The sequence below is a fragment of the Streptomyces sp. NPDC041814 genome (assembly GCF_055590565.1).
On record NZ_JBVJAM010000005.1, the window covers coordinates 69,678 to 93,687 of the forward strand.

Consider the following 24,010-nt stretch of genomic DNA (forward strand, 5'->3'; position numbering starts at 1 on the left):
GTCATCGGGTGTCGATGGCGGATTCTCCTCCGGAATACCGGGCAATGTGACCGACCAGGTCACCGGTGTCCGCGCCAGCGACGAGAACACCGGCGGCGGCGAGGTGAAGGAAAACCTCGTGGACGGCGAATCCCGTACGAAGTGGCTGTCGTTCGAGCCCACCGCGTGGCTGGAGTTCGACCTCACCGAACCGGTGAAGGTCGTGACCTACGCGCTCACCTCCGCCGACGACCACGACGAGCGCGACCCCAAGGACTGGACGCTCCAGGGCTCCGACGACGGCAAGACCTGGACGGACCTGGACACCCGGACGGGCCAGACCTTCAGCGAGCGCTTCCAGACCAAGTCGTACGACTTCGAGGCGGACAAGGCGTACCAGCACTTCCGTCTGGACATCACCAAGAACAACGGCGCCACCGACGCCACCCAGCTCGCCGACGTCCAGTTCTCCGACGGCGACACCTCCGCCCCCGCGCCCTCCGACATGCGCACGCAGATCAGCAACGGCCCCTCCGGCTCCCCCACCGCCAAGGCCGGCGCGGGCTTCACGGGCAAGAGGGCGCTGCGGTACGCGGGCACCCACAAGGCGGACGGCCGGGCGTACTCGTACAACAAGGTGTTCGACGTCAACACGCGCGTCGAGCGGGACACCGAGCTGTCCTACCTGGTCTACCCGCAGATGGGTGAGACGGACCTGTCCTACCCGGCCACGCACGTCGCGGTGGACCTGGCCTTCACGGACGGCACCTACCTGAGCGACCTGCGCGCCACCGACACCAACGGCGGCCTGCTGACGCCGCAGGGCCAGGCGGACGCCAAGCGGCTCTACGTCAACCAGTGGAACAAGGTCGACGCCGCCATCGGCACCGTCGCGGCGGGCAAGACCGTCGACCGCGTCCTGGTCGCCTACGACTCCCCCAAGGGCCCGGCGAAGTTCCAGGGCTGGATCGACGACCTGAAGATCGCGCCCGCGAAGCCGGCGAAGCGCAAGGCGCACCTCTCGGACTACGCGTCCACCGTCCGGGGCACCAACTCCAGCGGCTCCTTCTCGCGCGGCAACAACTTCCCCGCGACGGCCGTGCCCAATGGGTTCAACTTCTGGACGCCGGTCACCAACGCCGGCTCGACCAGCTGGCTCTACGACTACGCGCGGGGCAACAACGACGACAACCTGCCCACGCTCCAGGCGTTCGCGGCGAGCCACGAGCCGAGCCCCTGGATGGGCGACCGGCAGACCTTCCAGCTGATGCCCTCGGCGGCCTCCGGCACCCCGGACGCCTCGCGGACGGGCCGCGCGCTGCCGTTCAGGCACGAGAACGAGACCGCGCGGCCGCACTACTACGGCGTGACGTTCGAGAACGGCCTCAAGACTGAGATGACGCCGACCGACCACGCGGCGCGGATGCGGTTCACGTATCCGGGCAAGGACGCGAGCATCGTCTTCGACAACGTCTCCAACGACGGCGGGCTCACCCTGGATCCGGCGACCAGTTCGTTCACCGGCTTCTCCGACGTGAAGAGCGGCGGTTCGACCGGGGCGACGCGGCTGTTCGTGTACGGCGTCTTCGACGCGCCGGTCACCGCGAGCGGCAAGCTCTCGGGCGGCGGCGGTGACGACGTCACCGGCTACCTGCGCTTCGACGCGGGCAAGGACCGCACGGTGAACCTGCGCCTGGCGACCTCGCTGATCAGCATCGACCAGGCGAAGAAGAACCTGGCCGCCGAGATCCCCGCCGCGCGCTCCTTCGCGCGGGTCGAGGACAGGGCGCAGGACGCCTGGGACGGCCTGCTCGGCAAGGTGGAGGTGGAGGGCGCCACCGCCGACCAGCTCACCACGCTGTACTCCAGCCTGTACCGGCTCTACCTCTACCCGAACTCGGGTTCCGAGCGGGTCGACGGCAAGGACAAGTACGCCTCCCCCTTCTCCCCGCAGACCGGCTCGGACACCCCGACGCACACCGGCGCGAAGATCGTGGACGGCAAGGTGTACGTCAACAACGGCTTCTGGGACACCTACCGGACGACCTGGCCGGCCTACTCACTGCTGACACCTTCGAGGGCCGGCGAGATGGTCGACGGCTTCGTGCAGCAGTACAAGGACGGCGGCTGGATCTCCCGCTGGTCCTCGCCGGGTTACGCGGACCTGATGACCGGCACCTCCTCGGACGTGGCGTTCGCCGACGCGTACGTGAAGGGCGTGGACTTCGACGCGAAGGCGGCGTACGACGCGGCCGTGAAGAACGCGACGGTCGTCCCGCCGTCCTCGGGCGTGGGCCGCAAGGGCATGGAGACGTCCCCCTTCACCGGGTACGCCGACACCAGGACCCATGAGGGCATGTCCTGGTCGATGGAGGGTTACGTCAACGACTACGGCATCGCCAAGATGGGCGAGGCGCTCTACAGGAAGACGCACGAGCAGCGCTACAAGGACGAGTCCGAGTACTTCATGAACCGGGCCCGCGACTACGTGGAGCTGTTCGACGACAAGGCCGGCTTCTTCCAGGGCAAGGACGCCAAGGGCGACTGGCGGCTGCCGTCCGGCCTCTACGACCCGCGCGTCTGGGGCTACGACTACACGGAGACCAACGGCTGGGGCTACGCCTTCACCGCTCCGCAGGACAGCAAGGGCCTGGCCAACCTGTACGGCGGCCGGGACGGGCTCGCCAAGAAGCTGGACACGTACTTCGCCACCCCGGAGACCGGCACCCCGGAGTTCGCGGGCAGCTACGGCGGCGTCATCCACGAGATGACGGAGGCCCGTGACGTGCGGATGGGCCAGTACGGGCACAGCAACCAGGTCGCCCACCACGTCACGTACATGTACGACGCGGCCTCGCAGCCGTACAAGACGCAGGAGAAGGTCCGCGAGGTCCTGGGCCGCCTGTACACGGGCAGCGAGATCGGCCAGGGCTACCACGGCGACGAGGACAACGGCGAGCAGTCGGCCTGGTACCTCTTCTCCTCGCTCGGCTTCTACCCGCTGGTGATGGGCAGTGGCGAGTACGCGATCGGCTCGCCGCTCTTCACCAAGGCGACGGTGCACCTGGAGAACGGCCGCACGCTGGTCGTGAAGGCGCCGAAGAACAGCGCGAAGAACATCTACGTCCAGGGCCTGCGGGTGAACGGCAAGAAGTGGACCTCCACCTCGCTGCCGCACGACCTGCTGGCCAAGGGCGGGACGCTGGACTTCGACATGGGCCCGAAGCCGTCCGCCTGGGGCACCGGCAAGGACGCCGCGCCGGTCTCCATCACCAAGGACGACCAGGTGCCGTCCCCGCGGAAGGACGTGCTGAAGGGCGAGGGCCCGCTGTTCGACAACACCTCGGCCACCACCGGCACCGCCGCCACGGTCGAGCTGCCCGTCCCGTCCGCCACCGAGGGCGTCCAGTACACGCTGACCTCGGCCGCGAAGGCCACGGCCCCGGCCGGCTGGGTGCTCCAGGGCTCGTCGGACGGCAAGAGCTGGAAGGATCTCGACAAGCGGTCCGGCCAGTCCTTCGCCTGGGACAAGCAGACGCGGGCCTTCTCCGTGAAGTCCCCCGGCTCGTACGCGCACTACCGGCTGGTGTTCGACGGTGAGGCGTCGCTCGCGGAGGTGGAGCTGATCGCCTGACCGCGCGACCGCGCCGAGCGACACGACCGGGCGGGGCCTTCTGGTCCCGCCCGGTCGTGCTGCGTACGGCGCGTTCCACCGAAATTGGTCTACACCAAGTTTCCCCCAAGTCCCGCTCCGCGCTTGACCCGGCGCATTGGTCCAGTCCAATCTCCGTAGAGGACGGCCGTCTGGCATGCACACATAAACCGCACCCGTACCCGGAGGTGGCACGATGTCCGCACGCCCAGCAGGCTCCCCGACCGCGCAGGTGCGCGGACCGGCGGCCCGCGCACGACGCAACGGAGCGCTGGCGGTCGCCGCCGTGCTCGTCGCCTCCGGGGCCGCCCTGGCCGCCGTCCCCGGCCACGCCGCCGCGGCCGACGCCGAACTCCTCACCAACGCCGGCTTCGAGACCGGCTCGCTGAGCGGCTGGACCTGTACGAACGGCGCCTCGGTCACCTCCACCGCGCACAGCGGATCGGGCGGGCTGGCCGGCAACGCCACCGCCGCCGACACCGGGCAGTGCGGCCAGACCGTGGCCGTGCAGCCCAACACCTCGTACACCCTGTCCGGTTGGGTGCAGGGCTCCTACGTCTACCTGGGCGCCACCGGAACCGGGGTGGACGCGAGCGCCTGGGCGCCGTCCGCCTCCTCGTGGCAGAAGCTGTCCACGACCTTCAGGACGGGCGCGAACACCACCTCGGTGACGGTCTACACGCACGGCTGGTACGGGCAGGGCGCCTACCACGCGGACGATCTCAGCCTCACCGGGCCCGGTGGCGGCTCCACGGACCCGACCGACCCGCCCACCGACCCGACCGATCCCCCCACGGACCCGACCGACCCGCCGGCCGACCCCAACGGGCCCACCGGTGACGGCAAGGTCACCACGCCCAAGGGGCTGACCGCGTCGAAGGTCACCGGGAACGCCGCCGTGCTCACGTGGAAGGGATCGACGACCTCGTCCGACGACGGCAGCGTGGCCTCGTACAAGGTGTGGTCGGGCGGACAGCTCGTGGCCACCTCCATGGGCACCACCGTCGCCGTCAGCTCGCTGCTGCCGAACCACAGGTACACCTTCACCGTGCAGGGCTACCAGGGCTCGCACGCCTCCGCCCAGTCCACCGCGGTCACCGTGACCACCGGGGCCGCGCCCGCCGCGAAGCCCTACGCCTCCGCCTACTTCGACCAGTGGGGCATCTACGAGAACGCCTACTACCCGAAGCACATCGGCACCAGCGGGGCCGCCGCCGGACTGGACGTCGTCACCTACGCGTTCGAGAACATCCACCCCACGACGCACAAGTGCTTCGAGGCGATCAAGGCGTCCGACGCGGGCAACGAGGACAACCCGAACGCGGGCGACGGCGCCGGTGACGCGTACGCCGACTACCAGGCGGACGTCTCGGCGGCCGACAGCGTGGACGGCACCGCCGACGTCTACGAGCAGCCGCTGAAGGGGAACTTCAACCAGCTGCGGGCACTGAAGGCGAAGTACCCGAACCTGCGGTTCACCGTCTCGCTGGGCGGCTGGACCTACTCCAAGTACTTCTCCGACGCCGCGGCGACCGACGCCTCCCGGAAGGCGTACGTCTCCTCCTGCATCGACATGTTCATGAAGGGCAACCTGCCGAAGAACGTGCAGGGCGACCCGTCCGGCGGCCCCGCGTCGGCGGCCGGGATCTTCGACGGGATCGACATCGACTGGGAGTACCCGGGCTCGGCCGGCGGTCACACCGGCAACCACTACTCCGCCGCCGACAAGGCCAACTTCACCCTGCTGCTCAAGGAGTTCCGCACGCAGCTCGACGCGTACGGCGCGGCGATCGGCAAGCGGTTCCTGCTCACCGCCGCCCTGCCCAGCGGCCAGGACAAGATCGCGTACCTGGAGACCGACAGGATCGGTGACTACCTGGACTACGCGGACGTCATGACGTACGACATGCACGGCGCCTGGGACGCCACCGGGCCCACCAACCACCAGGACCCGCTGCACGACAGCCCCGCCGATCCGACGACGCCGATCACGCCCGGCACCGCCAAGTACAACCTCGACACCGCCGTCACCGCGTACACCGACGGGCTTCCCGCGTACGGCATCCCGGGCGGCTTCCCCGCCTCCAAGCTGGTGCTCGGCGTGCCCTTCTACTGGCGCGGCTGGACCGGTGTGCCCGCCGGTGACGACTACGGGCTCTACCAGTCGGCCACCGGCCCCACGCCCGCCAAGCAGCTCAGCCAGGAGGCCGGGCTCGCCGCCTGGAAGGAGCTGAACGCGACAGACGCCCAGACCCACTGGGACCCGGTCACCGAGAGCTCCTGGATCTACGACGGCACCAACTTCTGGACCGGTGACACCCCCCGCGCCATCAAGGCACGGGCCGACTACGCGAAGAGCAGGGGGCTGGCCGGCATGTTCGCCTTCTCGCTGGAGAACGACGACGCGTCGGGCACCCTCCTCAACGCGATGACCGACGGCCTGGGGTGAGGCCGCCGGGCCGGGCCGCCGGGATCAGGTCCGCTCCGGTGTCTCCGGGACCGCGGCCGGGAACAGGCTCTCCGGCAGAGTGACGTTCCACGCGGTGATGACCGGGTTGCCGTGTTCCCGGCCCAGCCGGGACACGGCGCCCGTGGCCAGCTGGAACAGCGTGCCCTCGGCCGGGGTCAGGCGGAGGTAGCGGGCGGTCAGGACGCGCAGGAAGTGGGAGTGGGCGACGAGCACGACGTCCTCGTCGCCGGCGCGTCCGGCCGCCTCCGCGACCTCCGCCAGCACCCGGTCGGCCCGTTCCCCGACCTGTGCCGGGGTCTCGCCGGGGTGGGCCTCCGGACCGGCGCCGACCCCGTCGGTCCAGAGGTTCCAGTCGGGCCGGGTGCGGCGGATCTCGTCCGTGGTGATGCCCTCGTAGCCGCCGTAGTCCCACTCGCGCAGCTCCGGGGTGATGCGGGGCGCGGCGAGCCCGGCGAGTTCGGCGGTGCGCCGGGCCCGGACCAGGGGGCTGACCAGGGTGAGCGCGACGGAGCGGTCGGCGAGCAGGGGGGCCAGGGCGCGGGCCTGGCGTTCACCGAGGGGGGTCAGGGGCAGGTCGGTGTGGCTGGTGTGGCGCCCGTCGCGGGACCACTCGGTCTCGCCGTGCCGGATCAGGATCAGCTCGCCCATGTGAAGGCCATCCGCTCTCAGTGCTGTTACCGCTCGTGTTCACGTTCCGTACAGGGCTAACCCGCCGTTCCACGATCGCATTCCGGCCGGGCCGTGGAGAGCGGGCGCGCCCGTGAGACGTCAGTCCCTGAGCCGTCCGGCGTCGGACGACGCCTCGGCGAACGCGCGGATGAGCGGTGTCTCCGCTGCGGTGCGCCAGACCAGGGCCCAGCGGCAGGGGGGCGCGTCCCGGATCGGGACGTAGGCCAGGCTCGGCCACGCGTAGAAGTCCTGCGTCTCGGCCGGGACGGCGGCGGTTGCCTGCCCCGAGGCGACGACGCTGAGCGCTTCCTGCCAGGTGGTGACCCGGGGGCCCCGGCGGACCGGGCGGCCGGCGGGGGTGCGCCGGGGGTTGAGGGCCTCCTCCATCGCGGAGGGGATCGAACCGCCCTCGACCACGGCGCAGTCGCCGAAGTCCTCCAGGCAGACGGACTCCCGCTCCGCGAAGGGGTGACCGGCCGAGACCATCAGGAACAGCGCGGAGGTGTGCGCGGTCGGCAGGACGGTCAGCCCCGGCCCTTCGACGGGCAGCCATACGTAGACCATGTCCACCTCGCCCGATACGAGGAGGTCGAACGGTGAGGCGGGCTGGATCTCGCGGTGCCGGACGCGGGCGTCGGGGTGGCGGGCGTGGAAGAGGTCGAGGGTGTCCTTGATCTGGAGGGCGTACGGGCCCATGGTGCCGAGGGTCACGGTGCCCCTGGTGCCCCGGGCGGTGGCCCTGGCGGCCTCGATGCCCTGGGTGATCTGCTCGTGGCCGCGCTTCAGCGCCTCGTACAGCTGCTCGCCGAGGGGTGAGAGGCGCACGGTGCGGGTGGTGCGGTCGAAGAGGGGGCCGCCGATGAGGCGCTCCTGTTTCCTGACCAGCTGGCTGACCCTGCCGGGGCTGACGCCCAGCCGCTCGGCGGTGCGGCTGAAGTGCAGCTCCTCCGCGAGCGTCAGGAATATCTCGATCTCCCGCATCTCCACGCCCGGCCCCCCGGATTTGTTAGTCCAGAGTCAAAAGACGTTACCAGTCCCGTCATTGATGCCTCGCGGACGTCGGGGAAGACTGGTGGGCGCGGCCCTCGACCGGGGGTGCGCGAAGCAGGCAGGCCCGGCTGCCGTTCCAGGAGGTGCCGTGCCTGTCGGATATCTGTTTCCCGTGCTCGTCGTCACGATCGGCACGTGGTGCGCCCTGAGACCGGTGCCGTGGGAGCACCCGTTGGGCCGCCCCGCCTACATCTTCGGCCTGGCCGCCAACGAGTTGCCGTTCGCCGCCTTCTTCTGGATGCTGCTCGTTCCGACGGCGATGGCCTTCGCCCAGGACGACGTCATGGGCTCGCCGGGCGCCTGGTTCATCGTCGCGCTGGCGACCCTCGCCTCGGCCGGGCTCGCCGTGGTCGCCCACCGCGCGTGGGGCGAGCGGGACCGGATCGAGCGCGCGATGACCAAGGGGCTCGGCGAGGGGTGGCGCGCCTCCATCGACGCGGACCTCGCCGGAGGACTGCGGTACCGGCCCTCGTGGTTCCGCGTCCTCTTCGTACCGATCATCAAGCGCCGCCGGGACGTGCGGCGCGTGGCCAACCTGTCGTACGGGGAGGCGGGCCGCCGCAATCTGCTCGACGTGTACCACCACCGGGACCGCCCGCAGGGCGCGCCGGTGCTGATCCACATGCACGGCGGCCACTACAGCGGCGGCCACAAGAACAGCCAGTCGCTGCCGCTCCTGTACCGGCTCGCGAGCCGGGGTTGGGTCACCATCAGCGCCAACTACCGGCTGAAGCCGCAGGTCCGGCACCCCGAGCACATGATCGACCTGAAGCGGGTGATCGCCTGGGCGCGGGAGCACGCCCACGAGTACGGGGCCGACCCGTCGACCCTGTTCGTGGCGGGCAGTTCGGCGGGCGGTCACATGGGCTCGATCGCCGCGCTGACCCCGAACGACCCCGCGTTCCAGCCGGGGTTCGAGGACGCCGACACCTCGGTCACCGGGCTCGTCGTGCTGAACGGCTTCCTGGGCGCGTACTGGCACCAGGGGCCGGAGTCGTCCCCGCTGGGCCATGCCCGGCCGGACGCGCCGCCCATGCTGATCGTGCACGGCGACCTGGACCCGCTGGTGCCGGCCGCCGGCATCCGCGAGGTCGCCGAAGGGCTGCGCGACGCGTCCGAGAGCCCGGTCGTCTACGCCGAGCTGCGGGGCGGGAACCACGCCTTCGACCTGTACCACTCGCTCCGCTTCGAGGCGGTGGTGGACGCGGTCGAGGCGTTCACCGCCTGGGTCAGATCGCGGGAGCGGTCTGCCCGCCCGTGACGACCACCGCCTCGTAGGGCCGGTCCGTGTCGGCGGTGACCCGGAGGGTGCCGTCCTCGCGGACCACCTCGTACGTGGCGGCGGGCTCGCCCGTGAGGCCGGGGACGGTGACCGCGCGGCGGAGGTCGCCCGTGCCCTCGGGGGCGTAGACGCGCAGCTGGAGGTTCTCCGTCCAGTCGCCGTCCGGCCGGGAGGTGTCCGCGCCGACCGGGAGGACCGCCCCGGGGCGGACCAGCAGCGGCAGGCTGTCGAAGCCGTAGCTGTCCCGGTGCCAGGCCGGGCCGGAGACGGTCTCGCCGCTGAGCAGATGCGTCCAGGTGCCCTCGGGGACGTAGTACTCGGCCTCGCCGTCCTCGCTGAAGACCGGAGCGACCAGGAGGTCGGGGCCGAGCATGTACTGCCGGTCGGCGGTGCGGGCGGCCGGGTCGTCCGGGAACTCCAGGAGCATCGGGCGCATCAGGGGGACGCCGGTGCGGTGGGCCTCGACGGCCGCCCCGTACAGGTAGGGCATGAGCCGGTGCTTGAGCTCCGTGAAGCGCCGGGCGACCTCGACGGCCTCGTCGCCGAACTCCCACGGGACGCGGTACGACGAGGAGCCGTGCAGCCGGCTGTGCGAGGAGAGCAGGCCGAAGGCGAGCCAGCGCTTGAAGACCGCCGGGTCCGGGGTGCCCTCGAAGCCGCCGATGTCATGGCTCCAGAAGCCGAAGCCGGACAGGCTGAGCGACAGGCCGCCGCGCAGGGACTCCGCCATCGCCTCGAAGGAGGACCAGCAGTCGCCGCCCCAGTGCACGGGGAACTGCTGGCCGCCGGCCGTGGCGGAGCGGGCGAAGAGGACGGCCTCGCCCTGGCCGCGCTCCTTCTCCAGGAGCTCGAAGACGGCCTTGTTGTACAGGTGCGTGTAGTAGTTGTGCATGCGCTCCGGGTCGGAGCCGTCGTGCCAGACGACGTCGGTGGGGATGCGCTCGCCGAAGTCCGTCTTGAAGCCGTCGACGCCCTGGCCGAGGAGGGTGCGCAGCTTGCCCTGGAACCAGGCGGTGGCCTCGGGGTTGGTGAAGTCGACCAGGGCCATCCCGGCCTGCCACTTGTCCCACTGCCAGACGTCGCCCTCGCGGGTGCGGACGAAGTAGCCCCGGGCCGCGCCCTCCGCGTACAGGGGGCTCTTCTGCGCGATGTACGGGTTGATCCAGACGCAGATCCGCAGGCCCTTGTCCTTGAGCCGGGCGAGCATGCCCTCCGGGTCGGGGAAGACGGCCGGGTCCCACTCGAAGTCGCACCACTGGTACTCGCGCATCCAGAAGCAGTCGAAGTGGAACACGGAGAGCGGGATGCCCCGCTCGGCCATGCCGTCCACGAACGAGGTCACGGTCGCCTCGTCGTACGCGGTGGTGAACGAGGTGGTCAGCCAGAGGCCGAAGGACCAGGCCGGGGGCAGCGCCGGGCGGCCGGTCAGCGCGGTGTAGCGGGACAGCACCTCCTTGGGGGTGGGCCCGGCGACGACGAAGTACTCCAGCGTCTGGTCCTCGACGCTGAACTGCACCTGGCCGACAGCCTCGGAGCCGACCTCGAAGGACACCTTGCCGGGGTGGTTGACGAAGACGCCGTAGCCGCGCGAGGAGAGGTAGAACGGGACGTTCTTGTACGCCTGCTCGCTGCTGGTCCCCCCGTCCGCCTGCCACATGTCGACCACCTGGCCGTTCTTCACGTACGGGGTGAACCGCTCACCGAGCCCGTGGATGGTCTCGCCGACGCCCAGCGCGAGCTGGGCGAACATGTGGTGGGCCCCCTCGCCCGTGGTGGCGAAGGCGGTCCCCTTGCGTCCGGCGGCGGTCAGGAGGCGCCCGTCCGCGTCCCGGAACTCCAGGCCGAAGCCGCCGTCGGCGGGGATGCGGAGGGTCAGCGGCCCGCTGGTCAGCTCGGCGGCCCCGGCGTCCTCGCGGGTGACGGCCGAGGGGTCACCGGTGGCGCCGGGCAGGGCGAAGTCGGGGCCCGGGTGGCGCTTGCCCGCCAGATGGGTGACGCGGACCCCGATGACGCCTTCGGCGGGGGCGTACGCCTCCACGGTGATCAGCGGGGCGTTCAGGGTGTCCCCGCGACGCGTCACGCGCTGCACCGCCGCGTAGGCGGTGAGGCGGTCGGTGCCGAGGCGGAGGTCGCGGAGCTCGGTGGCGTACGAGGCGTGGACACCGTCTCGCATCTGCCAGAAGCCGTCGGTGAACTTCATGGGGGGGTCCGTTCCTGTGGTTCCTGATTTTGATCGTACACAAAACAAATATTTTTCGAAGCGCTTCGATTCACCCGTCGAAGCCCATGGATCCGCCGCGACAAGGGCACGAACACGCCGCCCGAGCGGCCACGTTTCCCCTGTGTGACCTGTACGTCACCAGGACGGTCTAGAAACGGACGGCCACATGCCGTATTAGTACTGGCAGCAAACAAATCGGTCGGACGGCAGCGCAGCCGCCCGGGCCCTTGCCGACAAGAGGCACCTGAATGTCGAACCGCTTCACCCCACGGGTCGCCGTCCCGCTCACTGTCGTGTCCGCGCTGATCGGCGGTGTGGTCCTGTCGGGCTGCGGCCAGCAGCGGGACCCGGACGTGTACACCGTTCTGAACTCCTCGACCGACGAGTCGTACCACCGCTGGGACGCCGAGACTCTGGCCCGGTGCAGCAAGCAGCTGGGCGTGACCATCGAGCAGCAGAGCGTCCCGGCCGCGCAGGTGATGACCAAGGCGCTGCGGATGGCGTCCTCGAAGTCGCTGCCCGACGTGCTCCAGCTGGACGCCTCCGAGATGCCGACGTTCGCCGAGGCGGGCGGGCTGATCCCGCTGAAGGACCTCGGGCTGACCACGAAGGACATCCCCGAGGGCATCGTGAACTTCGGCTCGTACGAGGGGACGTACTACGGGGCCGCGCGCACGGTGAACACGCTGGCGCTCTTCTACAACAAGGACACCCTCGACAAGGCCGGACTGAAGGTCCCCACCACCTGGGCCGAGATGCGCGAGACCGCGAAGAAGCTCACCCAGGGCAAGCGGTACGGCCTGGCGCTCAGCGCGGGCGGCGCGGAGGACGGCGTCTTCCAGTTCACGCCCTTCATGTGGTCCAACGGCGGCGACGAGACCAAACTCGACACCCCCGAGGTGGCCGGGGCGCTGGACTACTGGAAGAGCCTCCTCAAGGACGGCTCCCTGTCCAAGTCGACGGTCAACTGGACGCAGGCCGACGTGAACGACCAGTTCATGGCGGGCAACGCGGCCATGATGATCAACGGCCCCTGGCAGGTGGAGACCCTGAACTCCAAGAAGGGGCTGAACTGGGGCATCGCCGAGATCCCCGTCCCGAAGGCCGGCGACGACTCGGTGGGCCCGCTGGGCGGCGGCGTGCTGACCGTGCCCAACACCGGTGACGAGGCGCGGGAGAAGATGTCCGCGAAGATCATCGGCTGCATGTCCGGCGAGCAGGAGCAGATCACCTACGCGCTGAACAGCTGGATGGTCCCGGCCAACGAGAAGGCCGCCGCCGAGTGGCGCAAGAAGGTCCCCGAGCTCGACGCCCTGGCCGACCAGGTCGCCACGGCCCGTTCGCGCACCGCCAAGCTCGGCGCGCGGTGGTCGTCCGTCTCCCTCGCGCTCCAGAGCGCGTTCCAGTCCGCCCTGACCGGCGAGTCGAGCGAGGCCGCCCTCGCCCGCGCCCAGAAGCGCGCGACGAGCGGGAACTGAGGTATCCGAACCATGTCGACCACCACCGCTGCCCCGGCGCTCGCGACCACGAAGACCGCGAAGCCGCCGAACCCCGCCCGGATCCGGCGCCGCAGGCGGCTCGCCCAGTGGGGCTTCATCGCCCCCGCCGTGATCTTCATGGCGCTGTTCTTCGGCTACCCGCTCGTCCGGAACATCGTGATGAGCTTCCAGCACTACTCGCCGTCCACCTTCTTCACCGGCGATTCCCCGTTCAACGGAACGGACAACTGGAGCAAGGTCTTCAACGACGAGCTCTTCGGCAAGGCCCTGTGGCACACCATCCTGTTCACGATCGGATCGCTGATCGGGCAGTTCTGCATCGGCCTCGGCCTCGCCGTCTTCTTCAACCGCCGCTTCCCGCTGAACGGGGTGCTGCGGTCGCTCATCCTGCTGCCGTGGCTGGTGCCGATGGTCGTCTCCGGTGTCGTCTGGCGGCGCATCCTCGACCAGGACACCGGCGTCCTCAACTCCTTCCTCGGCACGATCGGCATCGGCGGCGACACCCCGTGGCTGACCAGCACGAGCATGGCGCTGATCTCGGTGATCCTGGTGAACATCTGGATCGGCATCCCGTTCAACATGGTGATCCTCTACGGCGGGCTCCAGGAGGTCCCCAAGGAGCTGTACGAGGCCGCCTCGCTGGACGGCGCCTCCGCCTGGCGGACGTTCCGCTCGATCACCCTGCCGATGCTGCGGCCGGTGATCACCGTGGTCCTGGTGCTCGGCTTCATGTCGACGGTGAAGATCCTCGACCTGATCCTGGCACTCACCGACGGCGGACCCGCCGACTCCACACAGACCCTGGGCACCCTCACCTACCAGAACTCCTTCGTCCAGCTGGACTTCGGAGCGGGTGCCGTGGTCGGCAACATCCTGATCCTGATCTCCGCCGTCTTCGCGGTGTTCTACCTGCGGGCCAACCGCAACGAGGGGAAGTGACCGGCATGGCGAGCACCGTGCGTACCCCCGCCGCGCCCACGCGGTCCACCGGCCGGCCGAAGCGGCGCTGGGGCGCCACCGTCTTCGGCGTCCTGGTGCTGTGCGTGATGCTGTTCCCGCTGTACTGGATGGTGAACACCGCGCTCCAGCCCGAGTCGGGGCTGCTGGAGGTCGACCCCGTCCCGCACGGCCTGGACCTCTCCGGCTTCCGCTCGGCGCTCACCGACCAGGGCGGCAATCTGCTGACCTCGCTGGCGGTGGCGCTCGGCGCGGTCGTCATCTGCCTGGCGATCTCGGCCCCGGCCGCCTACGGGCTGGCGCAGTTCAAGCTGCGCGGCACCCGGACGATCGTCTTCGGCACGCTGATCACCCAGATGGTGCCGGGCATCGTCATCGCCAACGCCCTGTACAGCGCGTACGTGGACCTCGGCCTGGTCAACTCGTACGCCGGCCTGATGCTGGCCGACGCCTCGCTCGGGATTCCGTTCGCGATCGTGCTGATGCGGTCGTTCATGGTGGCGATCCCGCGCGAGGTCATCGAGGCCGCCGAGGTCGACGGGGCCGGGCGCTTCCGGACGTTCGTCCAGGTCGTGCTGCCGATGAGCCGCAACTCGCTGATCACGGCCGGGCTGTTCTCGTTCCTGTACGCGTGGAGCGACTTCATGTTCGCGCTGACGCTGAACACCACGGACGACGTGAAGCCGATCACGCTGGGCATCTACCAGTACATCGGCGCCCATGTCGGTGACTGGGGCTCGGTGATGGCCGCTTCCGTGCTGTCCGCGGTCCCGGCGGCGGTGCTGCTCGTCCTGTCGCAGAAGTACATCGCCGCCGGGATCACCGGTGGCTCGGTCAAGTAGGGGTATGCATGAGTGAGTTCCCGGTCTTCCCGCCCGGCTTCGTCTTCGGTGCGGCGACGGCTTCGTACCAGATCGAAGGGGCAGTGCGGGAGGACGGACGCGGCCCGTCCATCTGGGACACGTACAGCCACACGCCCGGGAAGACGGACGGCGGCGACACGGGTGACGTGGCCTGCGACCACTACCACCGCTACCGGGAGGACGTGGCGCTGCTGCGGGAGCTCGGGGTCGGCTCGTACCGCTTCTCGATAGCCTGGTCGCGCATCCTGCCGGAGGGCTCCGGCGCGGTGAACCCGAAGGGGCTCGACTTCTACTCGCGGCTGGTGGACGAGCTCCTGGAGGCGGGCATCGAGCCGGCCGCCACCCTCTACCACTGGGACCTGCCGCAGGCCCTGGAGGACCGGGGCGGCTGGCGGGTACGGGAGACGGCCGAGCGGTTCGGCGAGTACACCGCAATCGTGGCGGAGCACCTGGCCGACCGGGTACCGCGCTGGATCACCCTCAACGAGCCGTGGTGCAGCGCCTTCCTCGGCTACTCCGTGGGGCGGCACGCGCCCGGCGCGAAGGAGGGACGCGGTGCCCTGGCCGCCGCGCACCACCTGCTCGTGGGCCACGGCCTGGCGATGAAGGCGCTGCGGGCGGCGGGGGTCCGCGAGGCGGGCATCACGCTGAACCTGGACCGCAACGTCCCGGCCGCGCCGACGGACGCCGACCGGGCCGCGGTGGTCCGTGCGGACACCCAGCACAACCTGGTGTGGACGGAGCCGATCCTCGCGGGCCGCTACCCGGCCACCGAGGAGGACACCTGGGGCGAGCTGATCACCGGGCAGGACTTCCGGCGCGACGGCGACCTCGACCTGATCTCCCAGCCCCTGGACTTCCTGGGCATCAACTACTACCGCCCGATCGTGGTGGCCGACGCCCCGTACCGCGAGGCGGACCCGGCGCTGCGGGTCGCCACGGACAACCGGTACGCCGAGGGGCAGTACCCGGACGTGCGGCGGACGGCGATGGGCTGGCCGGTCGTGCCGGAGTCCTTCACCGATCTGCTGACCGCGCTGAAGGACACCTACGGGGACGCGCTGCCGCCGGTTCACATCACGGAGAACGGTTCGGCGGAGTTCGACACGGTGGGGCCGGACGGTGCGGTGCGGGACGCGGACCGGGTGGAGTACCTGCGTACGCATCTGGCGGCGCTGCGGTCCGCGATGGACGCGGGCGTCGATGTGCGGGGCTACTACGTGTGGTCGCTGCTGGACAACTTCGAGTGGGCGCTCGGGTACGCGAAGCGGTTCGGCATCGTCCGGGTCGACTACGACACCCTGGAGCGCACCCCGAAGGACAGCTACCGCTGGTATCAGGCGCTGATCGCGGCGCACCGGGCCTGAGCGGCACCACGAAACGCCCTGTCCACCGCTGCGTGCGGTGGACAGGGCGTTTCGGCGTACGGGCGGCTCAGGTCAGGCGCGTCGTCGGGCCCACACCGGGCTGACGAAGGCGATGAGCACGGCGGCGACACCGATCTGGAAGAGGTGCCGGATCCAGTCGATGCCCCCGGTGTCACGCACACCGAAGGCGCTGGCGAGGGCGTTGCCGGCGAGGCCGCCGACGATGCCGAGCAGGACGGTCAGCCACAGGGGGATGGGCTGACGGCCGGGGACGACCAGCTTGGCCAGCAGGCCGATGACGAGTCCCGCGATGATGGCCCACAGAAATGACACGACAACTCCTCTTCTACCGCTGTCCGACTGTTTTCGGGAAGCTGACTTCCGCCTTCCCGGCATGCACCGGTGTACGCATGTCTCTCCGGAGGAAGGGCGATCGGGCCCCCGACGCGCCCCCGTGGCGTCCGCATACCGGGGCGAAGTCCGTGCGTTGGCCTCATTTCGACAAACCCTTGGAGACGTGAGGGAGTCGTGAAAGGATCACCCCAATTCCGTGGCGTGTCCCCGTATCCCGCGGCGCGTCGCGCCACCTCCCACCATCCATGGAGAAATACGTGGCCAAGATCTCTGGCCGTCGGCACGGACGGACTGCCGCCCGTCTCGCCGCCGCGATAACCGCGGCTCTGGTCGCCACCGGCGCTGCCGCCTCTTCCGCCTCCGCCGCCGATTTCGGCGACGCCCCCATGTTCGGCCTCTACGGCCTCGACAGCGCCGGCACCGCGTACACCTACGTGCCGCAGGGTGACGGCACCCTCTCGTCGCGCGTCCAGTTCGAGACCGGCATGACGGGCCTCAAGTTCGTCGGCCTGGTGGACAACGACGCGGACAACCTCGCGGACGGCCGCTGGCAGCTCGGCACCTCGGGCAACATCTGGTATTACGAGGGCAACTCCCCGGCCAAGAAGGTTGGTTACGGCTGGGACACCTACAACACCGTCGTCTCGGTCGGCCAGTTCGGCGGAGCCGCGGGCGGCGACCTCCTCGCCCGCGACAACAAGGGGGACGTCTACCTGTACCTGGGCTACGGCGACGGCACGGTCACCAAGCGCCTGAAGGTCGGCTACGGCTGGGACATCTACACGCAGATCGCGGGCAACGGCGACCTGAACGGCGACGGCAAGGGCGACCTCGTCGCGCGCGACAAGTCGGGTGTCCTGTGGCTGTACAAGGGCACCGGCGACCAGAAGGCCCCGTACGCCAAGCGCACCAAGATCGGCAGCGGCTGGAACCAGTACAACACCCTCTTCGCCGCCGGTGACCTGACCATGGACGGCCGGACCGACCTGGTCGCGCGCAACTCCAAGGGCGAGCTGTACCTGTACGAGGGCACCGGCGACGCGGCCGCCCCCTTCAAGCCGAAGGCCCTCATCGGCACCTCGGGCTGGAACACGTACCGCCTCTTCTTCTGAGCCGGTCACAGCGGTTACACACTCATGACGAAACGTGAAGGTTTCACGTACGAAATCGTGACACGATTCCGCTGAAACCGTGGCCCGTCGCCAACGTGCGGCGGGCCACTCCCACTTCACGATCCATGGAGTACTTGTGGCCAAAACCACTGGCCGGCACCACATGCGCATAGCCGCTCGCGCGGCAGCCGCGGCGCTCACCGCCGCCCTCGTCGCCACCGGCACCTCCGCCGTGGCCGCCGACGCCCCGCAGCCTTCGCTCGGGGCCTCGGCCGACCAGCCGGCAGCGGCTCCGGCAGCGGCCGCCGCGGCCGGCAACCCGCACTTCTCGCTCTACGCCGTCAACTCCGCGGGCATCGCGTACGCGTACGGCCCGAACGGCAAGGGCGGTCTCACCGCCCGCGAGCAGTACGGCCAGGGCTGGACCGGCGTCACCTCGATGATGCAGGTCGACCACCAGAACGACGGCGACAGCGACGGCCTCTGGTTCCGTGAGAGCAACGGGGACATGGGCTGGCTGCCGTTCGACTCGTCGGCCGTCAAGATCGGCTACGGGTGGAACACCTACAGCAAGCTCGTCTCCCCCGGCCAGATCGGCGGAGCCGCCGCCGGTGACATCCTCGCCGTCGACACCAAGGGCGACCTGTACGTCTACCTCGGGTACGGCGACGGCAAGGTCACCAAGCGCATCAAGGCCGGTTACGGCTGGAACATCTACAGCGAGATCGCCGGCAACGGCGACCTGAACGGCGACGGCAAGAACGACGTCGTCGCGCGCGACAAGTCCGGCGTCCTGTGGCTGTACAAGGGCACCGGCAACCAGAGCGCGCCGTTCGCCAAGCGCACCAAGATCGGCAGCGGCTGGAACCAGTACAACCGTCTGGTCTCCACGGGTGACATCGACCTGGACGGCAAGACCGACCTGATCGCCCGCAAGGGCGGCGAGCTGTACCTGTACAGCGGCACCGGCAACGCCACGGCCCCGTACAAGGCCAAGCGGCAGATCGGCACGAGCGGCTGGGACAGCTACAAGTTCCTGTTCTGATCCGCACGGCAGCTCTTCCAGGAGCATGAGAGAGGGGCGCCCCCCCCCCCCCCGCGGGGGGGGGCCCCCCCCCCCCGGCCCCCGCGCCCCCCCCCCCGGGGGGGGGGGGGGCGGCCCTCTCGCCGTACTGCCGCTGATCCCTACTTGCGGATCAGGCTGCGGAGCACGTACTGCAGGATGCCGCCGTTGCGGTAGTAGTCCGCCTCACCGGGGGTGTCGATGCGGACGACGCCGTCGAACTCCACGCCGGTGTCGGTGGTGACCTTGACCGTACGCGGGGTCGTGCCGTCGTTCAGCTCGGTGACGCCGGTGACGGAGAAGGTCTCCTCGCCGGTCAGGCCGAGCGACTCGGCGGTCTGGCCCTCCGGGAACTGGAGCGGCAGGACGCCCATGCCGATGAGGTTCGAGCGGTGGATGCGCTCGTAGGACTCGGCGATGACGGCCTTGACGCCGAGGAGCGCGGTGCCCTTGGCCGCCCAGTCGCGGGACGAGCCGGAGCCGTACTCCTTGCCGGCCAGGATGACCAGCGGGGTGCCGGCGGCCTGGTAGTTCTGCGAGGCGTCGTAGATGAACGACACCGGACCGCCGTCCTGCGTGAAGTCGCGGGTGAAGCCGCCCTCGGTGCCCGGCGCGATCTGGTTGCGCAGGCGGATGTTGGCGAACGTACCGCGGATCATGACCTCGTGGTTGCCGCGGCGCGAGCCGTAGGAGTTGAAGTCACGGCGCTCGATGCCGTGCTCCGTGAGGTACTGACCGGCCGGGGTGTCGGCCTTGATCGCACCGGCCGGGGAGATGTGGTCGGTGGTGACCGAGTCGCCCAGCTTGGCCAGGACGCGGGCCCCGGTGATGTCCTCGACCGGCGAGGTCTCCATGGTCATGCCCTCGAAGTACGGGGGCTTGCGCACGTAGGTGGACTCGGAGTCCCACTCGAAGGTGTTGCCGGTCGGGATGGACAGCGCCTGCCACTGGGCGTCGCCCGCGAAGACGTCCTGGTAGGACTTGTTGAACATGTCCTCGCCGATGGCGTTCGCCACGACGTCGTTGACCTCGGCCTCGGAGGGCCAGATGTCGGCCAGGTGGACGGGCTTGCCGTCCTGGTCGACGCCGAGCGCGTCCTTGGTGATGTCCACCTTCATCGAACCGGCGATGGCGTACGCGACGACCAGCGGCGGGGACGCCAGGTAGTTCATCTTGACGTCGGGGTTGATCCGGCCCTCGAAGTTGCGGTTGCCGGAGAGCACCGAGGTCACGGCCAGGTCGTGCTCGTTGACCGCCTTGGAGACCTCCTCCGGCAGCGGGCCGGAGTTGCCGATGCAGGTGGTGCAGCCGTAGCCGACGAGGTTGAAGCCGACCTTGTCGAGGTAGGGGGTCAGGCCCGCCTTGTCGAAGTAGTCGGTGACGACCTTGGAGCCCGGGGCGAGGGTGGTCTTGACCCACGGCTTGCGGGTCAGGCCCTTCTCGACCGCCTTCTTCGCCACGAGCGCCGCGGCGACCATGACGTACGGGTTCGAGGTGTTGGTGCAGGAGGTGATCGCGGCGACGGTGACGGCGCCGTGGTCCAGCTCGTAGGTGGTGCCGTCGGGGGCGGTGACGGTGACCGGGTTCGTCGGGCCCGCGGCGCCGATGGCCGGGGAGTCGGAGGCCGGGAAGGACTCCTTGCCCGCCTCGTCCACGCAGTCGACGTAGTTGCGGACATCCTGGGCGAACTGGGCCTTGGCGTTGGCGAGGACGATGCGGTCCTGCGGGCGCTTCGGGCCGGCGATGGACGGGACGACCGTGGAGAGGTCGAGCTCCAGCTTCTCGGAGAAGTCGGGCTCGGCGGACGGGTCCAGCCAGAGGCCCTGCTCCTTGGCGTACGCCTCGACCAGCGCGACCTGCTGGGCGTCGCGGCCGGTCAGGCGCAGGTAGTTGAGGGTCTCCTCGTCGATCGGGAAGATCGCGGCGGTGGAGCCGAACTCCGGCGACATGTTGCCGATGGTGGCGCGGTTGGCGAGCGAGGTGGCGGCCACGCCCTCACCGTAGAACTCGACGAACTTGCCGACGACGCCGTGCTTGCGGAGCATCTCGGTGATGGTCAGCACGAGGTCGGTGGCGGTGGTGCCGGCCGGGAGCTCGCCGGTCAGCTTGAAGCCGACGACGCGCGGGATGAGCATGGAGACCGGCTGGCCGAGCATCGCGGCCTCGGCCTCGATGCCGCCGACGCCCCAGCCCAGCACACCGAGGCCGTTGACCATGGTGGTGTGCGAGTCGGTGCCGACGAGGGTGTCGGGGTACGCCTGGCCGTTGCGGACCATGACCGTACGCGCCAGGTGCTCGATGTTGACCTGGTGGACGATGCCGGTGCCCGGCGGGACGACCTTGAACTCGCTGAACGCGGTCTGGCCCCAGCGCAGGAACTGGTAGCGCTCCTTGTTGCGGCCGTACTCCAGCTCGACGTTCTGCCCGAAGGCGTCCTTCGTGCCGAACTTGTCGGCGATGACGGAGTGGTCGATGACCAGCTCGGCCGGGGCGAGCGGGTTGATCCGCTCCGGGTCGCCGCCGAGCTCCTTGACGGCCTCACGCATGGTGGCGAGGTCCACGACGCAGGGCACACCGGTGAAGTCCTGCATGATCACGCGGGCCGGCGTGAACTGGATCTCCTGGCTGGGCTGCGCCTGGGAGTCCCAGCCGCCGAGCGCGCGGATGTGGTCGGCGGTGATGTTCGCGCCGTCCTCCGTGCGGAGCAGGTTCTCCAGCAGCACCTTCAGGCTGTAGGGGAGGCGCGCGGAGCCCTCGACCTTGTCCAGCTTGAAGATCTCGTACGACTCGTCGCCCACGCGCAGCGTGCTGCGGGCGTCGAAGCTGTTCGCCGACACGACAGTCTCCTTCATCAATGTGCGCGTAACTCCGCGCCGCGCCTCACCACGGCGGGCGCCGCGTGGTGCCGCCTCGGACCACCGGACCATCCGCTAAGGTGAGGCTTAGTTAGGTAACCCTTACCCCGGGCGGGCCCGCTGTGCGCCTTCGGCATATATCTCGATGTCGAGATAACTCTAGTACATGACCGGTGACGGGTCATGTCCGGGCGCCCCGATCGGGACGCGTGGCGCCCGTACGGCGGCGGATCATGTCCTTGCTCTCGTCGGGCAGCGCGTCGGCGACGAGCAGGCGCGGCAGCAGCTCCGGCTCCAGGGTCATGGCCCGGAACTCCAGCGCGACGGTCACCTCGTGCGCGGGCCGGTGGACGATCTCCAGGCGGTCGCCCGAGCGGATCTCGCCGGGCTCGATCACCCGGAGGTACGCGCCGGGCAGGGCGGCCCGGGTGAACCGCTTGATCCAGCCGTCCCGCTCCAGCCAGCCCTGGAACGTCCCGCACGGAATCCGGGCGCACGACACCTCAAGGACGACGTCCGGCCCGATCCGCCAGCGCTCCCCGATATGGGCGCCGTTGACGTCCACGCCGAGGGTGGTCAGGTTCTCGCCGAACACCCCGCCGGCGAGCGGCCGGCCGAGCTCGGCCTCCCAGCCGTCGAGGTCCTCGCGCGCGTAGGCGTAGACGGCCTGGTCGGTGCCGCCGTGGTGCTTCACGTCGTAGACACGGTCACCGGCCAGCCCCACGGCTCCGGTGCCCTTGGGTCCGGGGGCGGTCACCGCGACCGGCCCGTCGACGGGCCGCTTGTCGATGCCGGTCGCGCTGATTCCCTTCCAGGGGTTGGGGCGGGGACGGCCGATGTTCACGGAGAGCACGTGCGTGCCGCGGGAATCCATGGGGCGTGACCCTACGAGGGGCGGGGGCCGGTGGGCGAGGGAGTTTCGGGCACCGCCCTTCACTCCCCCGCCCCCTTCGGCACGCCACTCTCACCCGAACGGCACACCCCCACGCGGGTGCAATCTCATATCTGAGATAGCCTTTCGGCATGTCAGATGACTACCTCGTACGTATCGGCAAGCTCATCCGTGACGCCCGTCAGCACCGGGGCTGGACGCAGAGCCAGCTCGCCGAGGCGCTCGGCACCAGCCAGAGCGCGGTGAACCGCATCGAGCGCGGCAATCAAAACATCAGCCTTGAGATGATCGCCCGTATCGGCGAAGCACTCGACAGCGAAATCGTCTCGCTCGGCTACGCCGGTCCCATGCATCTGCGCGTGGTCGGCGGACGCCGGCTCTCCGGCGCCATCGACGTCAAGACCAGCAAGAACGCCTGCGTGGCGCTGCTCTGCGCGTCCCTGCTCAACAAGGGGCGTACGGTGCTGCGCCGCGTGGCCCGCATCGAGGAGGTCTACCGCCTCCTCGAAGTGCTCAACTCCATCGGCGTGCGCGCCCGCTGGATCAACGACGGCACCGACCTGGAGATCGTGCCGCCGGCCCGGCTCGACATGGACGCGATCGACGCGGACGCCGCCCGCCGCACCCGCTCCATCATCATGTTCCTCGGCCCGCTGCTGCACCGCATGGACGCGTTCAAGCTGCCGTACGCGGGCGGCTGCGACCTCGGTACGCGGACGATCGAGCCGCACATGATCGCGCTGCGCCGCTTCGGCCTGGACATCGCCGCCACCGAGGGGATCTACCACGCCCGGGTGGACCACTCCGTCACGCCCGGCCGCCCCATCGTGCTGACCGAGCGCGGCGACACCGTGACCGAGAACGCCCTGCTGGCCGCCGCCCGCCACGACGGCACCACGGTCATCCGGAACGCGTCCTCCAACTACATGGTCCAGGACCTCTGCTTCTTCCTGGAGGCGCTGGGCGTACGCGTGGACGGCGTCGGCACGACGACCCTCACGGTGCACGGGGTGCCCGAGATCGACGTGGACGTCGACTACTCGCCCTCCGAGGACCCGGTCGAGGCGATGAGCCTGCTGGCCGCCGCCGTCGTCACGGAGTCCGAGCTGACGATCCGCCGGGTGCCGATCGAGTTCCTGGAGATCGAGCTCGCGGTCCTGGAGGAGATGGGCGTCGACTGCGACCGCACCGCGGAGTACGCGGCGGACAACGGCCGCACCCGCCTGGTCGACCTGACGGTCCGCCCCTCCAAGCTGGAGGCGCCGATCGACAAGATCCACCCGATGCCGTTCCCCGGCCTCAACATCGACAACGTCCCCTTCTTCGCGGCCATCGCGGCCTCGGCCCACGGCCAGACCCTGATCCACGACTGGGTCTACGACAACCGCGCCATCTACCTCACCGACCTCAACCGCCTCGGCGGCCGCCTCCAGCTCCTGGACCCCCACCGCGTCCTGGTCGAGGGCCCCACCCGCTGGCGCGCCGCCGAAATGATGTGCCCCCCGGCCCTGCGCCCGGCGGTGGTCGTCCTCCTCGCGATGATGGCGGCCGAGGGCACGTCGGTGCTGCGCAACGTGTACGTGATCAACCGCGGCTACGAGGAGCTGGCGGAGCGGCTGAACTCGGTGGGGGCGCAGATCGAGATCTTCCGGGACATCTGACGGGCGGGGTGTTGTGCCCCTTGGACCCAAGGGGCACAACACCGCAGCATGCCATCTGAGCTGC

16 protein-coding genes are annotated in these 24,010 nt (G+C 69.9%); 10 read left to right on the forward strand and 6 right to left on the reverse strand.

Annotated elements, in window-relative coordinates; translation table 11 throughout:
* Positions 1-46 precede the first annotated feature (46 nt).
* A complete protein-coding gene (locus ACZ6C6_RS15090; protein WP_469202830.1) occupies positions 47-3,613 on the forward strand; it encodes a GH92 family glycosyl hydrolase in 3,567 nt (1,188 codons plus the stop codon).
* A 214-nt stretch (positions 3,614-3,827) separates the two neighbouring features.
* Complete coding sequence (locus tag ACZ6C6_RS15095) at positions 3,828-6,080, forward strand: glycosyl hydrolase family 18 protein (protein ID WP_469202832.1); 2,253 nt, start codon at positions 3,828-3,830, stop codon at positions 6,078-6,080.
* A gap of 24 nt (positions 6,081-6,104) precedes the next feature.
* Here ACZ6C6_RS15095 and ACZ6C6_RS15100 read toward each other — a convergent pair whose 3' ends face one another.
* Together ACZ6C6_RS15100 and ACZ6C6_RS15105 are read right to left on the reverse strand one after the other, a co-directional pair.
* Positions 6,105-6,749 carry a histidine phosphatase family protein gene (locus ACZ6C6_RS15100; RefSeq protein WP_469202834.1) on the reverse strand — a complete coding sequence of 215 codons (645 nt, stop codon included), beginning with the start codon at positions 6,747-6,749 and terminating at the stop codon, positions 6,105-6,107.
* 120 nt (positions 6,750-6,869) lie between these two features.
* Entirely contained in the window at positions 6,870-7,751 is an 882-nt protein-coding gene (locus tag ACZ6C6_RS15105) for a LysR family transcriptional regulator (RefSeq protein WP_469203330.1), read from the reverse strand.
* A gap of 157 nt (positions 7,752-7,908) precedes the next feature.
* On the opposite strand from ACZ6C6_RS15105, the gene ACZ6C6_RS15110 reads away from it, so the two are divergent.
* Positions 7,909-9,081, forward strand: a complete 1,173-nt coding sequence (locus tag ACZ6C6_RS15110; protein WP_469202836.1) for an alpha/beta hydrolase — start codon at positions 7,909-7,911, stop codon at positions 9,079-9,081.
* On the opposite strand, the gene yicI is transcribed toward ACZ6C6_RS15110, so the two are convergent.
* On the reverse strand, positions 9,050-11,302 hold the full coding sequence (gene yicI / locus ACZ6C6_RS15115; protein ID WP_469202838.1) for an alpha-xylosidase: 2,253 nt from the start codon (positions 11,300-11,302) through the stop codon (positions 9,050-9,052). The two genes, ACZ6C6_RS15110 and yicI, sit on opposite strands and share 32 nt — an antisense overlap.
* Before the next feature lie 269 nt (positions 11,303-11,571).
* Between yicI and ACZ6C6_RS15120 the strand changes: the two genes are divergently transcribed.
* From ACZ6C6_RS15120 to ACZ6C6_RS15135, 4 genes are read left to right on the forward strand one after another with little or no spacing between them, the layout of a single operon-like run.
* Positions 11,572-12,801, forward strand: a complete 1,230-nt coding sequence (locus ACZ6C6_RS15120) for an ABC transporter substrate-binding protein (RefSeq protein ID WP_469202840.1) — start codon at positions 11,572-11,574, stop codon at positions 12,799-12,801.
* Positions 12,802-12,813: 12 nt separating this feature from the next.
* Positions 12,814-13,761 (forward strand): carbohydrate ABC transporter permease, encoded by a 948-nt coding sequence (locus ACZ6C6_RS15125; protein WP_469202842.1) that lies wholly within the window; start codon positions 12,814-12,816, stop codon positions 13,759-13,761.
* Between the two features lie 5 nt (positions 13,762-13,766).
* Positions 13,767-14,621, forward strand: coding sequence for a carbohydrate ABC transporter permease (locus ACZ6C6_RS15130; RefSeq protein WP_469202844.1), 855 nt, complete (start codon positions 13,767-13,769; stop codon positions 14,619-14,621).
* Between the two features lie 8 nt (positions 14,622-14,629).
* Complete coding sequence (locus ACZ6C6_RS15135; RefSeq protein WP_469202846.1) at positions 14,630-16,009, forward strand: GH1 family beta-glucosidase; 1,380 nt, start codon at positions 14,630-14,632, stop codon at positions 16,007-16,009.
* A 72-nt stretch (positions 16,010-16,081) separates the two neighbouring features.
* Here ACZ6C6_RS15135 and ACZ6C6_RS15140 read toward each other — a convergent pair whose 3' ends face one another.
* Entirely contained in the window at positions 16,082-16,342 is a 261-nt protein-coding gene (locus ACZ6C6_RS15140; RefSeq protein ID WP_469202848.1) for a GlsB/YeaQ/YmgE family stress response membrane protein, read from the reverse strand.
* Between the two features lie 278 nt (positions 16,343-16,620).
* Between ACZ6C6_RS15140 and ACZ6C6_RS15145 the strand changes: the two genes are divergently transcribed.
* Complete coding sequence (locus ACZ6C6_RS15145; protein WP_469202850.1) at positions 16,621-17,475, forward strand: FG-GAP repeat domain-containing protein; 855 nt, start codon at positions 16,621-16,623, stop codon at positions 17,473-17,475.
* A 163-nt stretch (positions 17,476-17,638) separates the two neighbouring features.
* Positions 17,639-18,520 carry an FG-GAP repeat domain-containing protein gene (locus ACZ6C6_RS15150; RefSeq protein WP_469203333.1) on the forward strand — a complete coding sequence of 294 codons (882 nt, stop codon included), beginning with the start codon at positions 17,639-17,641 and terminating at the stop codon, positions 18,518-18,520.
* A 140-nt stretch (positions 18,521-18,660) separates the two neighbouring features.
* Here the strand turns inward: ACZ6C6_RS15150 and acnA are convergent, their stop codons facing one another.
* Together acnA and ACZ6C6_RS15160 are read right to left on the reverse strand one after the other, a co-directional pair.
* Positions 18,661-21,375: an aconitate hydratase AcnA gene (gene acnA / locus ACZ6C6_RS15155; protein ID WP_469202852.1), complete on the reverse strand. Its 2,715-nt coding sequence runs from the start codon at positions 21,373-21,375 to the stop codon at positions 18,661-18,663.
* A 199-nt stretch (positions 21,376-21,574) separates the two neighbouring features.
* Positions 21,575-22,267, reverse strand: a complete 693-nt coding sequence (locus ACZ6C6_RS15160; RefSeq protein ID WP_469202854.1) for an MOSC domain-containing protein — start codon at positions 22,265-22,267, stop codon at positions 21,575-21,577.
* Positions 22,268-22,416: 149 nt separating this feature from the next.
* On the opposite strand from ACZ6C6_RS15160, the gene ACZ6C6_RS15165 reads away from it, so the two are divergent.
* Entirely contained in the window at positions 22,417-23,946 is a 1,530-nt protein-coding gene (locus tag ACZ6C6_RS15165; protein WP_018100749.1) for a helix-turn-helix domain-containing protein, read from the forward strand.
* Positions 23,947-24,010 lie beyond the last annotated feature (64 nt).

Coding starts and splice junctions, on each gene's coding strand:
- ACZ6C6_RS15095 (WP_469202832.1), top strand. CDS start 3,828: ATGTCCGCACGCCCAGCAGGCTCCCCGACCGCGCAGGTGCGCGGACCG.
- ACZ6C6_RS15100 (WP_469202834.1), bottom strand. CDS start 6,749: ATGGGCGAGCTGATCCTGATCCGGCACGGCGAGACCGAGTGGTCCCGC.
- ACZ6C6_RS15105 (WP_469203330.1), bottom strand. CDS start 7,751: ATGCGGGAGATCGAGATATTCCTGACGCTCGCGGAGGAGCTGCACTTC.
- yicI (WP_469202838.1), bottom strand. CDS start 11,302: ATGAAGTTCACCGACGGCTTCTGGCAGATGCGAGACGGTGTCCACGCC.
- ACZ6C6_RS15120 (WP_469202840.1), top strand. CDS start 11,572: ATGTCGAACCGCTTCACCCCACGGGTCGCCGTCCCGCTCACTGTCGTG.
- ACZ6C6_RS15125 (WP_469202842.1), top strand. CDS start 12,814: ATGTCGACCACCACCGCTGCCCCGGCGCTCGCGACCACGAAGACCGCG.
- ACZ6C6_RS15130 (WP_469202844.1), top strand. CDS start 13,767: ATGGCGAGCACCGTGCGTACCCCCGCCGCGCCCACGCGGTCCACCGGC.
- ACZ6C6_RS15135 (WP_469202846.1), top strand. CDS start 14,630: ATGAGTGAGTTCCCGGTCTTCCCGCCCGGCTTCGTCTTCGGTGCGGCG.
- ACZ6C6_RS15150 (WP_469203333.1), top strand. CDS start 17,639: ATGCGCATAGCCGCTCGCGCGGCAGCCGCGGCGCTCACCGCCGCCCTC.
- ACZ6C6_RS15160 (WP_469202854.1), bottom strand. CDS start 22,267: ATGGATTCCCGCGGCACGCACGTGCTCTCCGTGAACATCGGCCGTCCC.
- ACZ6C6_RS15165 (WP_018100749.1), top strand. CDS start 22,417: ATGTCAGATGACTACCTCGTACGTATCGGCAAGCTCATCCGTGACGCC.